General features: G+C 48.5%; 15 protein-coding genes. All 15 read left to right on the forward strand.

Going from position 1 to position 16314, the window contains the following annotated elements; all coding sequences use genetic code 11:
• The first annotated feature begins 117 nt into the window (after positions 1-117).
• Positions 118-1035, forward strand: a complete 918-nt coding sequence (locus tag ACTRXD_RS20740) for a carboxypeptidase-like regulatory domain-containing protein (RefSeq protein WP_442433680.1) — start codon at positions 118-120, stop codon at positions 1033-1035.
• Between the two features lie 15 nt (positions 1036-1050).
• The gene (locus tag ACTRXD_RS20745; RefSeq protein ID WP_442433681.1) at positions 1051-1971 is read left to right on the forward strand and encodes a carboxypeptidase-like regulatory domain-containing protein; all 921 of its coding nucleotides are present in this window, start codon (positions 1051-1053) and stop codon (positions 1969-1971) included.
• A complete protein-coding gene (locus ACTRXD_RS20750; RefSeq protein WP_442433682.1) occupies positions 1968-2642 on the forward strand; it encodes a hypothetical protein in 675 nt (224 codons plus the stop codon). The genes ACTRXD_RS20745 and ACTRXD_RS20750 overlap by 4 nt, the downstream gene beginning before the upstream one ends.
• Before the next feature lie 49 nt (positions 2643-2691).
• A complete protein-coding gene (locus ACTRXD_RS20755) occupies positions 2692-4026 on the forward strand; it encodes a HEAT repeat domain-containing protein (RefSeq protein WP_442433683.1) in 1335 nt (444 codons plus the stop codon).
• A 71-nt stretch (positions 4027-4097) separates the two neighbouring features.
• Positions 4098-6107, forward strand: a complete 2010-nt coding sequence (locus ACTRXD_RS20760; protein ID WP_442433684.1) for a thioredoxin domain-containing protein — start codon at positions 4098-4100, stop codon at positions 6105-6107.
• Between the two features lie 288 nt (positions 6108-6395).
• Positions 6396-7190 carry a carboxypeptidase-like regulatory domain-containing protein gene (locus tag ACTRXD_RS20765; RefSeq protein WP_442433685.1) on the forward strand — a complete coding sequence of 265 codons (795 nt, stop codon included), beginning with the start codon at positions 6396-6398 and terminating at the stop codon, positions 7188-7190.
• A 187-nt stretch (positions 7191-7377) separates the two neighbouring features.
• Positions 7378-8355 (forward strand): methyltransferase, encoded by a 978-nt coding sequence (locus ACTRXD_RS20770; protein ID WP_442433686.1) that lies wholly within the window; start codon positions 7378-7380, stop codon positions 8353-8355.
• A 22-nt stretch (positions 8356-8377) separates the two neighbouring features.
• The gene (locus ACTRXD_RS20775; RefSeq protein ID WP_442433687.1) at positions 8378-9103 is read left to right on the forward strand and encodes a DUF420 domain-containing protein; all 726 of its coding nucleotides are present in this window, start codon (positions 8378-8380) and stop codon (positions 9101-9103) included.
• Between the two features lie 7 nt (positions 9104-9110).
• Positions 9111-9590, forward strand: a complete 480-nt coding sequence (locus ACTRXD_RS20780) for a PCP reductase family protein (protein WP_442433688.1) — start codon at positions 9111-9113, stop codon at positions 9588-9590.
• 65 nt (positions 9591-9655) lie between these two features.
• Entirely contained in the window at positions 9656-10729 is a 1074-nt protein-coding gene (locus tag ACTRXD_RS20785; RefSeq protein ID WP_442433689.1) for a hypothetical protein, read from the forward strand.
• Position 10730: 1 nt separating this feature from the next.
• Positions 10731-12602 carry a cytochrome ubiquinol oxidase subunit I gene (locus tag ACTRXD_RS20790; protein WP_442433690.1) on the forward strand — a complete coding sequence of 624 codons (1872 nt, stop codon included), beginning with the start codon at positions 10731-10733 and terminating at the stop codon, positions 12600-12602.
• A complete protein-coding gene (locus ACTRXD_RS20795; RefSeq protein ID WP_442433691.1) occupies positions 12602-13336 on the forward strand; it encodes a DUF3047 domain-containing protein in 735 nt (244 codons plus the stop codon). Before ACTRXD_RS20790 ends, ACTRXD_RS20795 begins: the two co-directional genes overlap by 1 nt.
• 3 nt (positions 13337-13339) lie before the next feature.
• Positions 13340-13717, forward strand: a complete 378-nt coding sequence (locus ACTRXD_RS20800) for a hypothetical protein (protein WP_442433692.1) — start codon at positions 13340-13342, stop codon at positions 13715-13717.
• Positions 13718-13765: 48 nt separating this feature from the next.
• Positions 13766-14683 carry a formylglycine-generating enzyme family protein gene (locus ACTRXD_RS20805; protein WP_442433693.1) on the forward strand — a complete coding sequence of 306 codons (918 nt, stop codon included), beginning with the start codon at positions 13766-13768 and terminating at the stop codon, positions 14681-14683.
• An 85-nt stretch (positions 14684-14768) separates the two neighbouring features.
• Positions 14769-15653 carry a formylglycine-generating enzyme family protein gene (locus ACTRXD_RS20810; RefSeq protein WP_442433694.1) on the forward strand — a complete coding sequence of 295 codons (885 nt, stop codon included), beginning with the start codon at positions 14769-14771 and terminating at the stop codon, positions 15651-15653.
• Positions 15654-16314: the final 661 nt, after the last annotated feature.

Consider the following 16314-nt stretch of genomic DNA (forward strand, 5'->3'; position numbering starts at 1 on the left):
TAAGCGTGTCGTAGCATGTGATGCCTGGTGTTTCCCGCTCATAGTATCTTGGGGAAGCAGACAGATATTACACATAGCTATTTATTTGTGGGCAGTGATAGGAAGGAGGGAATTGGAATGATGATGAGGGTCATGGTGATCGTGATCTTCCTGATGAATGTGTCATCCATGGGGTTGGCCTATCAGGAGAGCCCGGTCAGCAATGGAGGGGCAATTCAAGGCCATGTTCGCATTCATGGGGAACGCCCAAGGCCGATGGCGTTTAATCTCGTCACGATCCCGGATGCCGTATATTGTGGAAGAATTTCTACCGGAACTGGGTGGCGCATTGTTGAGGATTTTATTATTGGGCCTCAGGGGTCGCTTAAGGATGCGGTGGTGATGGTAAAAGGGGTAGAAAAAGGCAAACCGTTTTCTTTGCCAAAGGTAGAGGTTGAAGCCATTGATTGTGATTTTTTACCATTTGTCAATGTGTTAAAGGACCAGGATGAAATAACCGTGATCAATATGGATCCGGTAGAACATGATATCCAGGGATATGAAACGGCCAGAGAACGTGGGGCCAGGGTCTTGTTTAATCGTCCATTGCCCATGAACCCCTTTCATAATGTGGTTGGGATGTTTGGAAAAAACGTCCATACCCATCTGCCCGGAAAACCGATGATTGAAAAAATTCATTTGCGAAAAGGACGGGATGTTTTTGTCATGCAATGTGGTTTTCATCCCTATATGTTTTCATGGGGATTAGTGGTGGATAATCCCTATTATTCGATTTCCAAAGAGGATGGAGCCTACGAAATTCGCGATATACCCGCAGGAGAATATCAAGTGACTGTCTGGCACCCTGGTATGAAAACCTATTTGGAAAAAACTGTTCGTGTGGAATCGGGAAAAACGCTGACATTGGATTTCCAATATGAGTCTCCCCAAGGGCGGAGAAGCGTACATGAAATGCAGGAGAATCCACATTTTGGACTGGAGATGCTTGGAGAGGGCGTTGAGATTATTCCGTCGTTACGACGGCAAGTTCCCTGACGACATGAGGTGATCATGAATAAAAATCGAGTAGTAGAAATTGCCGTCATCGGTCTCCTCTGGATAACCAGTTCGACCGCTTTCGCGTATGAAGTGATTGACGTAACGGATGGGGCCACCATTGTCGGTACTGTGACCCTCAAGGGCATTCCGCCTTCTCCTAAAGCGTATAACCTGGTGACGTTCCCTGATCCGGAGTATTGCGGCCGCATTTCTGATGGTCAGGGCTGGCGGCTACTTAAGGATTTCGTGGTGAATGATGACAATCAACTTCATGGAGTCGTGATGGTGGTTGAAGGCGTTAATGCCGGGAAACCTTTTTCCCTTTCTATTCCGAAGGTGGAAGCTCGGGATTGTCAATTTCTGCCCTTTACGACGGTAGTGCGTAATGAGCATGGGATTGAAGTGGTGAATATGGATCCGGTCATGCATGATATTCAAGCCTATGAGACGTCGTTGAGCCAAGGGACACGGGTGTTATTTAATTCTCCTCTGCCCTTTAATCCTCGGCATCAACGTGAGAATATCCATGCGACGCATGAGCATCTGCCGGGGCAATCTTTGGTTCATCAATTTCAACTGAGCAAGGGACGAAAAACATTTGTGATGCAATGCGGGTTCCACGCCTACATGGAAAGCTGGGCGATTGCGGTGGATAATCCCTATTTCAGCTTTACCAATAAAAAGGGAGAGTATGTCATTTCCTCACTCCCTCCTGGAAGTTATCGCATTCGGGCCTGGCATCCAAGTGTCAAACATGAGCAGGTTTATGAATTTTCCGTGGAACCAAACCAAACCGTGCGGAAGGATTTTTCCTTAGAATCTCCCGTGGGTCGTTGGACGGCGCATACCATCCGGACGCCGCCGAGATTTACCCCAGCTGCCTTGGGCCACCCTGTTTTGATTGAGCCTCTGGTTGAACACCAAAGGCCATGAAATGGAAAGACTTTTCCCGCCTTCTCTCCCGAAATTGTGACAAAAAGTTTGCAGGGTTCGTTGTTTGTGCCATTTTCGGAACGGTGGCCTGGTTCCCGTTAGCCTGGGGCTTTGCCGGTTCTTCCAATTTCCCCCACAATGGTCCCACAGAATTTTCGGCGAGACTGATGTGGAAAACCGAAGGACGTATCGCTAATGCCCAGTTGTTTGTGAAAAATGATCGGTATCGTATTGAACCGGCAGGAGGAATACGAACAGAGTTAGGCTATGCGAGTGTCCTCATTATTCGATTGGATGAACGAAAAACCTGGTATGTGTTTTCGCAACGCCGAATGATTGTGAGCGTTCCCTTAACTTTGGATTATTTGTTACCATTTTCTGTCAAGTTGGAAGGAGAGACGAGTCGAACGGTTATTGGGGAATCCATGGTAGGCGATCAACCGGCTCTGCTCTATGATGTGGAGGTCAAGGATCGGTTTGGCCAACTGGAACGATATTTCGAATGGGTGGATCCTCAACGGGAGATTCTCTTGAAGCTCTTAAGTCAGGATCGGGATTGGTTTGTGGAATATCATCATGTGGTGCTTTCTTCACAACCGGATTATTACTTTGAAGCGCCCTTGGGCTATCGTATTATTGAGGCTCAGGAAGCCCCGGTTCCGAGAGGGTAGAAATATCATATGGCTAGGAGATGGGGGTGAACAATAAAGGATGAATCGTATGAATGTTGTGCTCGTTCTCGGTGTTCTGTGGGCTCTCTCAGGGTCGGTGTTGGCGGAAGAGGCCCATGATTCAACCCTCATTCAGGCGCAAAAAGCCTATGATCAGGGTCAATTTCAACAGGTCGTTGACCTTGTTAAGCCCTTACACAAAGAAAGCGCGCCCCTCTCGCAGGCTTCTCGTCTATACATCCTTGCATTAGCCAGCTTGGGAAAGACTCCCGAAGCCATTGAGTCCTATGAGAAAGCCGTTGCCGGGGAAAAGCGGGAAGATGAACCGTTTTTACGCCAGGTTGCCATTGCCAGTATATTGCCTGTCCGCTCCGATATGCGGGAGCAAATGCGAGGGGCGGCCTACACCGCGTTAAAGGAAATCGAATCTGATCAGGCCGTGGAATATTTAGAAAAAGGCTTAACTGATGAAAACGGCATGGTTAGAACATTGGTGGCAGAAGCCTTAGGGCAAAGAAAGGCCGGGCGGCGTTCCAAGTTGTTTCGTGAAGCCTTGAAAGACGAGGCCGGTTTGGTACGGGCAACGGTACTGATTGGGCTTGGACAATCTGGAGACGTGAGTTTGGTGCCACTGATTGAACCATCGTTGAACGATGAGCAGCATCTTGTCCAAATCGCCGCAGCAAGAGCATTATATGAGCTGGGTCACAAGGAATACTGGGCTCGTTTGGAGCAAGGTGCGACAAGCGAGGAAGGATATGAACGGGGCGCGGCTATCCGTGCATTTGGTGAATTAGGGGATCGTCGTGCGATACCGATCTTGGAAAAGACTATTTCCGATTCTCAACCGTCTATCCGTGCCGCGGCCATTGCATCCTTGGGAAAATTGCAAGCTCTTGAGTCTTTGCCGACACTGAAGGCAGTTTTGTTTGACCGTATTCCTGCGGTGCGGAGTGTGGCGGCTTTTAGCATGGGATATTACGAACAACATCAAGTGTTAACCCCGTTAACCAGGGCGTTGGCCGATTCGAATTCCGGTGTGCAAGCGGCGGCCGTGGCGTCATTGCTACGGTCAGGAGCGCCTTATTCAGTGGTCAAGGATACCGTTCAGCATCTCCTCAATGACCAAAATCCCGCCATTCGGTCGGGTGCGGTGAAGGCGCTTGGAAATGGAAAAGGTTCTGACGTGCTCAATGTGCTTATATTGGCTCTCAATGATCCATTGCCTCGGCCCAGGATTGGGGCCTCCCGCGCATTGGGTCGTATTGGCGATCGCACGCTCCTCCCGACTTTAAAACGCATCCTGCGAGATAATGATGAAGCGGTGCGTGTGACTGCCGCTGCCGCCATTGTGAGGATTTTGGATAAGGAGATCGGTCTTTAACCGGTTTGTTTGCGGCCCTAAGAGAGGTCTTCCTGAAGGTGGGCAGGTATGACCGGATAAAGGGTGTGAACATGTTTCCCCAAATTGTGCAGTGTATTAGGCACTTCTCCCCTCTCGACCAATTCTGGCGCACGATCATCATGTTCGCATTTGTCGCGGTGCCTGTGGGTATGAATCACTCATGCCGAACCCGGGGATGTTGCAGATTGTGGATAGTGGCTGGACTCAGCGTGCTGTTTCTTGTCAGCCCTCTTCATGCTGAAATACGGCCTCATGATGAGTCTGTCGACCATCCAATTGTTCAATGGCATAAATGGGGAAATGAAGCATTCGGACGTGCCCAATCCGAAGATAAATTAATTATATTGGATCTTACCGCTATATGGTGTCATGCCTGCCATGTGATGGACCAGACGACTTATGCCAACCCTCTTATCGTACAGCTGCTCAACACCAAATTTATTCCTGTTCGGGTTGATACTGATCAACGTCCCGATTTAGATGCTCGTTACCGAGCGGGAGGATGGCCGACGACCAATGTCCTCTTGCCAACCGGAGAAATTCTTTTTCAAACGAATGCCTTGGGTTCTGAGGAAATGGAAGCCATGCTTCTTGAGGTGCAGTCTATCTATGATACCGACAAGGCGGTCTTGCTCAAGGAAGCCTCTCATTTATGGGAGCGGGTACAGGAGAAGGTGGAAGCCGGTCCTTCCAAAGGGAATGTGCTTCAGGCTGCCATGGTCAAACAAAGTGTGGAGATGATGAGAGCACAATTTGACCCAGTCAATGGAGGGTTTCGGGATGCCCCCAAATTCTTTGAACCCGAAGCCATCCAAATGGTTTTGGCCCATGGCTTCTTTGAGGATGATCCAGGGTTGCTCAAGATAGGATTGGAAACCTTAAAAAAGCAAGTGGGCTTACTTGATCCCGTTTGGGGCGGGTTTTACCGCTATGCTGAACAAGCAGATTGGACCCAACCGCATTTTGAAAAGATGTTGTCGATCCAGGCTCTGAATCTTCGCAATTATGTTGAAGCCTTCCAACTCACCGGAAATCTTCAGTTTAAACGCATAGCCTTGGCGCTCATTGAATATGTTTCGCGGTTTTTAACCGATCCGCAAACGGGGTTGTTGTACGAAAGTCAGGACGCCGACGTCAGAGGAACTGATGGGATATTGTCCATGTCTGGCGCCGAGTACTATTCCCTCAATGAGAGCAAACGATTGGCCATCGGTATCCCATATGTGGACCAACGAGTTTTCACAGGGTCTAATGCCTTGATGGCATGGGCCTATTTGCATGCCTCCGTGGTGTTGGATCAGGTCGAGATAAGGAATTTGGCTCTACAGATATTGAATCGGTTATTTCAGAAGCGTTTTGACGTGAATAAGGGGCTTGCTCATGGAGAGCCTGGAGACGGACCCAACCTTTACGGTGTATTATCGGATCACATATTCTTTGGCCAAGCGTTACTTGAGGCCTTTAGAGTGACCGGGCGGTCTCAATTTTTGCAAAATGCTGAAGCCCTTGCCGAAGTGAGCCAGCGGATATTGCACGATTCGGCGAATGGAGGATTTTTTGATCATCCACAGATCCCAGGTACATTTGGTCTTCTGAAGTTCCCAACCAAACCGGTGAAGGAGAACTTTCAAGCCGTTCTCTGGTACCTTGACCTTTTTCATTTGACGGAGAAGCACACGTATCGCTCCATTGCTGAGAGCACGTTGCAGCCCATGGTCATGTCCCGGCAACCTCTTCCCCTCGCATTGTCCGGTTTAGCTATCGATCGATGGTTTCGGATACCTATTCATATTGCGGTGGTGGGAAATTTTGACGATGCCATGACCAGAATTTTAATGATGGAAGGTCAGCGAATGTTTTGCCCTGGAAAAATTGTGAAAAATTTTGATCCCAAGGAGGGACAGCCGAAATGGGGTGACATTATTTTTCCCTATGACGAACGACCCGTAGCGTTTGTCTGTACTGACCGGATGTGTTCGGCTCCGGTCTTTCATGCAGAGGACATGAAACAGAGTGTGGCTGACATGATGGCCATACTCAGGGCCCCTGTTCAAGAATGAGCGATGCTGCCTAATTACCAGTCTAATTTAGGGGATTATCGAGTGTTTCAAACCTTTTCCTTTTTCAGCGAACTAAAAGGCCTAAGGTTTAGCACAAAGGACCTAGTTCTTGGTGGGTTTCTTGACACGTTTTTTTTATTCCTGATATATACGGAAGTGGGTGCTGTTGGACGATCCATTTCAAGATCAGCTTTTTTATACCTGGCCGGGGTAAAAGGGGTTGATCTCATCAAGTTAGGTTGTTTTCCCACGTCAACTCAATTTTATTCTTAACTAGGAGGAAGAATCATGAGGAACCGTCAGTCTTTAACTATGTCTTTTTTAGTGGGCTGCATTCTTATTGCTGCCCCATTAGTCGCCCAGGCTGGAGGAACTATTAAAGGGAAAGTCACCTTCACCGGAGAAGTTCCCCCACCGAAAGAATTTGCCTTCTCAAAATTTCCCAATGTGGATTTTTGTAAAAAAAATGAGAGCAAAAGTGCGGATGGTGAAACTCGATTGCTGAAGGAAGTGGAAGTGGATGGAAGCAAGGGTTTAAAGCACGCGGTCGTCGCTGTTACCGATATTAAGGATAAAGCATTTTTAGACAAAGCGGATAAAGAGGCTCCCCAATTGGTGGAGGCGGAATTGTGTGAGTTTAAGCCGTATACCGGCGTGGCCGTAAGTAAGGGCCTGTTTAAGGTCGTCAACAACGATGCCGATCCCAGCGATCCTAAGTCGGCTGAAGGTGTGTTGCATAACCCGCATAGCTTTGATCAATTGGGTGCCAAGTCTAGCACCGAGTTTAATATCGGTCTGGCTAAAAAAGGGGATTCTTTAGAAAAAAGCGTCAAATTGAAAATGTCGAAAAAGGGGTCTGTGTTGCGTTTGCAATGCGACCAGCATGAATTTATGCAAGGCTGGTACTTGCCAGTAACCAATGCGCATTATGGTGTGGCTGGTGCGGATGGAACTTTCGAAATTAAGGACGTGCCTGCCGGCAAGCATAAAGTGGTGGCCTGGCATCCTATTGCCGGCAAAGTGGAAGCCGATGTGGATGTGAAGGACGGGGGAACCGTCGAAGCCAATTTTGAAATTAAATAAGTCCGCCTCGGATTCAGGGAATAATTCCTTAGATAAGGGCAACTAGCAATGAGCTAGTTGCCCTTATTTTTTATTGGGCGCTTCGCCAGTGATCCTAAGCGTTAAACATTTGACCTCGCAAAATGACCCCGTTAAGATCGACATCGAAAATAATTTCTCATGTTGTAATTTGAGTTTGAGGCCCTGTGTGACACGTGAATCATCTCTCGCAGATATATTTCAAATAGGATACTACTGGGAAACCAAGATTCTTCTCACCGCTGTCAAACTTGATCTCTTTACCGCACTCAAGGGACAGTCGCTCACGGTCAATGAGGTTGCCGATTCCCAGAAGCTCAGCCCACGGGCCTTGGAGTTGGTCATGAACGCACTAGTGGCGATGCGTGTGTTAACGAAGGATGAGAAGCTGTATACCAATACTCCTGTGGCTGAACGACATTTGGTGCAATCAAGCTCAGAGTATGTGGGTCATTTATTACTGTTGCATGACGCTGAGTGGAGTCATTGGGGGCAATTGGAGCAGACCGTAAAAACCGGACGGTCACCTGCAACGCAACATGTTTTTGAAACGAATCCGGAATTGGGAGCTCATGTGCTCACCGTCCTGGATCGAATCGGGCAGGGAAGCGGGCAGGGATTGGCGAAAAGGGTCCCCATTCATGGACCGCTACGGATGCTGGATATTGGTGGTGGGGCCGGAACCAATGCCATTGCCTTTTGCCTGGAGCATCCCGGATTGTCTGCCACGGTTTTTGATCTCCCGCAAACCTTGAAGGTGACCAAAGACCATGTAGATCGTGCCGGATTAGGGAATCGTATACACTTGCAAGGGGGCAATTTTCATGTCGATGTATTTCAGGGGTCTTATGACCTGGCCCTCATGTCGGATATTCTGCATTATCAGGATGGCAGTACCAATGCGGCACTGGTGAAGAAAGTATTTGCCTGTTTGACAGAGGGGGGGCGACTGATCATCAAAGACCGGTTCTTGGATCCGGCTAAAACGAGCCCTGCCTGGACGACAGCCTTTGCTGTTCATATTTTAGTGAACACAGAATGTGGCGAATGTTTTACGATTCAAGACAGTCGCCAATGGATGGAGCAAGCCGGCTTTCGAATTGTGGAAGAGTTAGAACCGCGTGCCATGATTCAAGGCACGAAATAACAGAAGGGCATGGCACGTAATTATGGATGAAATGGCGGTATGGCTGAGAGAACCGGGATTTTTCGGGACCCATGCCACGGTTGGAGCGGATGTGAGCCAACTCATGGCAACGTTCTTTACGATATTGTTTATTGTCGGATGGATTCAGGCGAGACAGCATAAGAATGATCAGCATCATTGGCTGATGTTTGGTGGGATGATTGCCATGCTCGCCTTCTTTATCAGTTATTATCTGTTTCGCAGTCTTGGGGTCCTGGCTTTTGAGGGAAAGGAAGGCTTTGGTGGACCTCAATGGTTATACGATCAAGTGTTTGTGCCTGTCTTGACGCTGCATATTCTCCTGGTCGTGATCGGCCTCGTCATGGCCATTTATATGATGGTGTTGGGGTTCCGGGCCCAGACTTTCGTGGAAGGGAAGCGGGTCTTGAAGGAGGCGATTTTAAGGACTTCAGGGAGACGGATTGTGATGATCCTGGGAGGGGTGACCACCATTGTCCTTTTGTTTTTTCTATCACGGGTGATGACCTCCGGATTTTCCATGGGGAAATTCAGTGTATATCTTGGTCTTATTCTTCTCATCGCGCTGGTGTTTGGCATTGAAATATCTATCCAGCGGATTTGGCCAAATGGGGCCAGACGGCATCGAGTGCTTGGACGATTCACCATGGTGATTTACTGTGTATTGTTCGTAACGGGAACGTTTACCTACACGATGCTCTATATTCTCTATCCGGGAAAAATTGGGTAGGCCGTTCATGCAATGTGGTTGTGAATATTCTTTACGAATTGTGGAGGTTGAAGAGTTACCGTCTGATTCTGTGTTTGCCAAATTTCATTGCGATCGGTGTGGATTTTCCCTTGGAGCAGATGGGAATGCTAAAGAATTGGATGCGGTGGTTTCCCACGTCGTATGGACGGACGAGGCCTTATATCAAATGAGCCGGCTTCCTCCCTATTTACTTCCTCTTGTTCGGGAAGAGGTGGAGGAGTTTACCTCTTCCAGGGGGCAAAAGGTTGTGACGTTGGCCCGTGTTGGGTCGGCGCGCAATAAGGGGATGGTGGAGTGGACTCCGGACGCAGAGCGTCGTATCGACAATGTCCCGTCAGGAATCCGGGCGATGGCCAAGGTTGAGTTGGAGCGAACGGCTCTGGATCGCGGGATGCCTGCGGTCACGGTTGCACTCATGGAAGAGGTGAAGGCCCGCTATTTTGGTATGGCGGCCGGGCGCACGTGACACTCCTAGGGAGCGAATTGGGCGCAAAATAAATAACCGGGAATTTTTTTGAAGCGAGTCACGATATGTTGCATCGACTTTCCCTTCGTGTCCTTCCGCAATTGAATGCCTTAGTAACGGATCAACCCGTTCGCAAGCGGAAGCGTTTGGTGATGCTGGCTCCCGGCTTGGTGGCTTTCGGGATCTATCACCTTCTCAAGCCTGTCTTGCCCCTTTCCAATCCATTGGTGCTTCTGGCATTCACCGGGTGTATTTGTATGCTGACCGCCATCTGGTCCTATCGACAGGGACGTGGAGTCTCTCTCATGGAATCCTGGCACCAAGATGGGGCCCAGCAGTGGGCATGGTTGGTGGGATGGATTGGTCTGGTCTATGGAATGCAATTATCCCTCTTGGTTTTGGCGATTCTTCAAGTATTTGTGGCCTATGATTTTTTGCTCCATCCGGAGGGTCCGGCCATGATGGCAACCATCATTTCATGTACGTCCGTGACTCGGGATGCCTTTGAAATTGGTCATGTGCAACGGATGAGGCAACAAGGGGTTGTGGTCCCAACCTTTCCTGACGGAGAGGCGTTACGAAAATGGATCCCGCAGGAGATAGGAAGCATTGTGAAATGGGGAGCGTTGGCAACCATGATAGGGATAGCCGGTTCATGGCTCCTGTTCACTGTGGGGCCGATTGAACTGCAACCCATCCTTCAATCACTGTTAGTTCCCGTTATGATCGCCTCCATCGGAATGAAGACGTTTTTCAGGGGGGAATTGTTATATGGTCAAAATACACAGGGAGGCAGGCCACGAACCTGGCTGTCATCTCTTTGGTTTTGGATGTGGCCAAATCTCACCTTTTCAGCGACGTATTTTCTGGTCCTCATGGGGATGGCCGCCTTTGTACTGCGGGTTGAGCAGATTTCTCAAGGAGGATTTATTGGGATAGCCGCCTGTACCGCCATGGTGATGGCGCTATATACCCTCTTTCTGGGTTGGCGGAAAGCCTATGAAGAGCAGCTCGTGGGCATTCCTGAATCCATACAACGTTGTCCATTTGTGATGGGGATGCTCCAAAGTTCTAAATCCTCTGCAACTCCTACTTCTATCCCTGACGTTAAAGTGGGGCACGGCAATCTGGTGAATTAAATTGAGAACCATTTCCAAAACATTGATCAGTGTGCTGCTTTTCTTTTTGCTTCAGGCCGGGTTGGCATTTGCCATGGATGATCAGGCCTTGCCTTCGATTGAGGGGCAGGCACGCCAGGATATTTTCTACCAAACTCCAGGGTCTATTTCCAGTCCGTCCGTCGCGGAAAGTCCTCAGGGCTATTCCTCCTATCCTTTGGTGGATAACCGGTTGGTTGTGTGGTTTGTGACTCAGCAACACACATATTTCGGAGGCTTTGTCTTATCTATTCCTTTGTTTGCCTTGTTATTAGAATTTTTAGGAATCACACGAAAACAACAGGCATCCCAGCAAAAATTGGATGGATTGGCCCATGATATTTTGCGTGTGGCACTACTGTCGCTTTCTATTACGGCCTTGTTAGGCTCTCTTATGCTGGTCACCTTTGTGACTCTTTACCCGGGGTTTATGAGTTACATGGGGGGGACGTTTAAGCCGCTGATGCCGGTGTATGCCATGGTGTTTGTGAGTGAAGCCTTCCTCTTGGCCCTCTATTATTACACCTGGGATTTCCTCAAAACCCCGGCGCTGAAGTGGGTGCATATGACTCTTGGTGTACTCTCAAATGCAACCGGAGTTATTTTGTTGTTGTTAGCGAATTCATGGGCTTCGTTTATGATGGCCCCGGCGGGAGTTGATGGACAAGGTCATTTTTTGGGGAATGTGTGGCATCTCCTGCACTCTCCATTATGGAATCCACTGAATACGCACCGTTTTTTGGCGGATATTATGTCGGGTGGCGCAGTGGTTGTCGCCTATGCGACCTACCGGTTTTTCATGTCCAAAACCGCGGAGGACCGGGCATATTACGATTGGGTTGGACATGTTTTTCTTATAGTGGTGGTGTGTGCGCTTCTCCCCATGCCGCTGGCCGGCTACTGGTTGATGAGGGCCGTCTTTGAGTTCAGGCAAACGATGGGCATGGCGATGATGGGAGGCATGTTGTCGTGGCTGTTTGTCCTCCAAGCGATTATGGTTGGGGTCTTGTTTCTAGGAATTAACTATTACATCTGGCAATCCCTGGCGCGCCTTCAAGGTGGTGAGCGCTTTCATCCCCACTTTAAGGCGATCCTTTTTGCGCTGATGGTGTGTTTCCTCGTGTGGTTTACGCCGCATACCATTGCCATGAGTGGCAGTGAGATGAAAGCGATGGGTGCGGCACAGCACCCGGTCATTGGTCAATTCGGTGTGATGTCCGCGAAGAATGGTGCGGTTAACGTCATGATCTGTTTAACCGCATTGAGTTACATTCTGTATCGGCGGGCTAATCGTGTGATGACAGTCAAGTGGGCATCAAAGGGAAATATTTTCTTATTGATGTTATTTCTCATGGGGATTGCCAATATCGTGTGGTTGGCCATTTACGGATTCTATATTCCGGCAAATGTTCGGGTGGGTCTTTCATCGCCTCAAGGGATGACGACCGCGACAGTGGTAGTTGGAGGGATATTATTGAATCGATTAATGTTGCGGGGCGCCCATATAAATGGGCCTGTGCATTGGGGACGAATTACCCCGCGTGGGATTGTGGCGCTGTTTGTGGTCGCAGCCGCGTTTACCTGGGTAATGGGGTTGATGGGGTACATCAGGTCTGTGGGCCGATTGGGATGGCATATTTCTGAATTAATGCCCGATCGATCCTCGTGGGCATTTACGCCTTCCCTTGGATTTGCCGCAAAAATGGTTACCCTCAATATGATTGTTTTTTGGTCGTCAGTCTTTTTCGTGTTTTGGCTTAGCCGATGGGATCAGCGAGTGGTGGAACGGCGAACGGCTGAATTTGAAAGGCCTTCTCCGGTGATTCGGGTCATTTCAGAAGAGGAATCCGCGTAATGAGAATCTGTTCTTGGCAACACAATAATCTAGAGGGTGTGAAGCGGAGCCGGGTAAGCGCAGCTTGTTTGACATGGTTGGTCGTAGGCCTTCTGATAAATGGAAGTAGTGCCGCGTGGGCACAAGAGGTCTCGGGCTCAGAACCTTCCAGTAGTTCGATGGTGTTGGAAGATTTTCAGCATCCTGATGCGAAAGGCTTTCCTCAAGGATGGGAGGCGCAGCGGAGTACGGTCACAGCCCATGAAACCTATACGATTCAAGAAGAGGATGGGACTTTTTTTCTTTCTGCGAAAAACGCCAATCAACGGGTGTATACCAAGCATATAACGTGGGATCCGAAGCAACACCCTATTCTGATCTGGCGTTGGAGAATACAGAGTGTTCCCGATGATGCCGATTTTCTGGCCGCAATCTACCCGTCCTTGGATGTCGACTTAATGTTTATTCCCGTGAACACGAAATATGTGTGGAGCGCCACGCTTCCTGTAGGGTCAGTCAAGGAGGGTGGCATGTTTAGCTCAACAGAAATTGTCATTCGTAGTGGGACTGAATCTCTTGGGGTGTGGGTTGAAGAGCGGGTAAATGTGTATGAAGATTTCCTGAAGATTCATGAACATGAACCGGCCCCACATGCCTGGGGTATTTCCTTGTTAGGGGGGCCGGGAGTCGAGGTGGACTTCGGTTCTATTCGGGTTCAATCTGAATCATCCAGCGGTAATCTTGGGCGGGAATAAAAAGTGAAACTGACTCCATCGAAAATATTTGATGTCCTCTTGGGTATACTGGGATTAGGGACAGTAGGCCTGTTGATCGGGATCTTTATGGGAGATGGATGGCTCCCTGTTGCGCTAGCAGCCGGAACCCTTCTTGGCGCCGGGGTAGGCTTAGTCGGCGGCCGGGGATTTTTTTTGAGCATTTTTATCGGGACCATTTTAGGCGGATTGTTGGCCTTAGGATTAAGTGGAACGGAGGCTGTGACAGTTGGAGCCGCGTCAGGGGCGGCGATGGGTGGATTTTTGGGAATTTGGATTTCGATGCTCATTGAAACCTGGCAACAACGAAATCAGAACCTTCCTGAGTCGAACGTTAAGCATCATGGGCCTTTACAACCCTAATTTAACTGAAATCGTGCTGATTATGTCGAAGCGAGAGGCAAAATAGTAATGGAAAATCAACGGGTCCTCATGGGGGCCATTCTTTTTGTGTTTGGCTCTTTTATCATGATGATCGTGATGTTGATTTTTATGACCTATAAAGGGAAAAAAGACTTGGATGAGTTGTCAGCCGGTCAAACGGCCAATGTCCGTGTGTTGCAGCCAATGCCCACACAAGACTTTTCTATGTATAAAACTCTCGTGGGGGATGATAATCGTGAAATGGTAGAAATTCCGGAAGGACCATTTACTATGGGTATTGGCGATGGGGACCCCGATGAAGGGCCACCCCATCCGGTATACCTCCAAACGTTTTACATCGATCTTAAAGAAGTCACGCAGGCAGATTATGAGCGGTATATCAAGATGACGAAACGGGACAAACCGAAGGTGCCGGTCTTTGAAGATGATGTCGCTAAATTAATCGGGCCCGATTATCCGGTGGTGGCGGTATCCTGGAATGACGCCTTTGGGTATTGTCGCTGGGCTGGCAAGCGGTTGCCGACAGAAGCGGAGTGGGAAAAAGCGGCAAGGGGGGAAGGAAAACGCCGTTATCCCTGGGGTGATAAGTTTGACTATCAGTTTGCCAATGTGGATGGGGAGGAGGATGGCTTTCAGTTTTTAGCTCCCGTGGGATCTTATGAAGTAGGGAGAAGCCCATTTGGACTCTATGATGTCACCGGTAATGTTGCTGAGTGGGTCTTGGATAGTTATGCTCCAGACTATTATCAGCAGGCTCCGTATCGGGACCCCCTCGGCCCAAAAGACGAAGACGAGAATAAAGTCATTCGTGGAGGTTCTTGGCGGGAATCTCGTATAGGCGCCAGGGTGACCAAGCGTTTTACAGCGAAAATGTGGAGGAACGATGCCAGTGTTGGATTTCGGTGCGCAAAGGATCCTCCGACTGAGACTCCCCAAGCCTCATAAACGATAATCAAACTCCTCGTCGGCGAGACCAATCGCCCATAGTTTCTCGGAATAGGCAACCTTGACGGACCAGAAATAGGGGAACATGGACGGTCGATTTAAACTTATTTTTTTGATTGCGGTATTATTTATGACCGGGTTGCCGGTGTTGGGCATACTGAGGGGAACCGATGCTCCGCCAACTCCACCGGATGGCGATCTTCAATCTCAGCCTTCTTCAGCTTCAGAGAAACCATCTGAAGGATCAAGGGATGTGGCGCTTTCTGGTCGGGCAAATGAAGATGAGATGGTTGAAATTCCTGCCGGGGAATTCATACTTGGAAGTAATCAAGGCGGATTTAATGAAAAGCCTGCGCACGTCGCTCATCTCGATGCATATTGGATTGATCGGTACGAGGTGACCTATCAGCGGTATATGGAATTTGTTGAAGCTACCGGACATCGGCAGCCTGGTCCGCCATCCCGCTATGCCGAAAAGCTCGGTTTGCTGCGAGGCCCTCATCAGCCGATTACCTATGTGTCATGGAGTGATGCGAATGACTATTGTCAATGGAGAGGCAAGCGTCTTCCTACTGAACAGGAATGGGAAAAGGCTATGCGGGGGACAGATGGCCGCACCTGGCCGTGGGGTGAGGGTCTCAGCAGCCATCCTGCCAATTTTGCAGGAGAGGCCGATGGTTATGTTGTGTCGGCTCCGGTTGGGGCTTTTCCTCTTGATCAAAGTGTCTTTGGAGTTTATGACGGCGCAGGAAATGTTATGGAATGGACGGATAATTGGTATGTCGAAGATCTCTACCTTCAAGAAAATGCTGTTACGCCGACGAGTAATCGGTCTCCTTCTACCTACAAGACAATGAGAGGTAGTGGCTATACGAGCCAAGGAGTCGATATCAGAATAACCAATAGAAGTTTTATGGTTCCTGATTTCCGAGACGAGACGATTGGGTTCAGGTGTGCACGTTCAGATTAAGACCAAAAACCGTTAATGTTTTGTGTGGAGCTAAACTGAAAAAATTAAAGAAAATCAAAATAGTAGAGGATGAGAAACACAGCAAGCAGAATATTGACAACCATTCCAGCCAAAACTATAATGTCGAACACTTTTGCATTTGAACGCATGAGTAATCCCTCGTTTTACGTGATCAATAAATGTTTGAATAGCACGAAAAATCATAATGTGTCAATGAAGTTTATTAGGTGAAATCGTTTAAATTTTTGAATGCGAATTAAGCATAGGGAGGAATTAAGATGGGGGATTCCACGGCTGTCATAAGGGAGTCAACAGAGTTAGAGACAAAAATAGGTAAGGCTATTTTTTATCTGACATGCGCGGTAAGTTTGTGGTTCTTTTATTGGTTTGCCGGTATTCAGTGTCCCTGCTAAAAAATCATGACTTCCAATAAGGTAGTCAATCATTTAATTCTTTTAGACCCAAGGAGGAGCGCATGCAGACAGCTCTGTATGTCATAGTTTCATTGGTTATTTGTTTTGTATATTTCCAGGCATTGGATTATGTCTTGATGGATGCCCAGGGACTCGACTATTTCTACATGTTTCGTTAATTGAATAATCTATGAGCTTGGAGCTTATAGATTAAGATTGGACGATTTATTAGGTTTATATAGGTAATT

The sequence above is a fragment of the Nitrospira sp. T9 genome (genome assembly GCF_052156535.1).
Classification (GTDB): domain Bacteria; phylum Nitrospirota; class Nitrospiria; order Nitrospirales; family UBA8639; genus Nitrospira_E.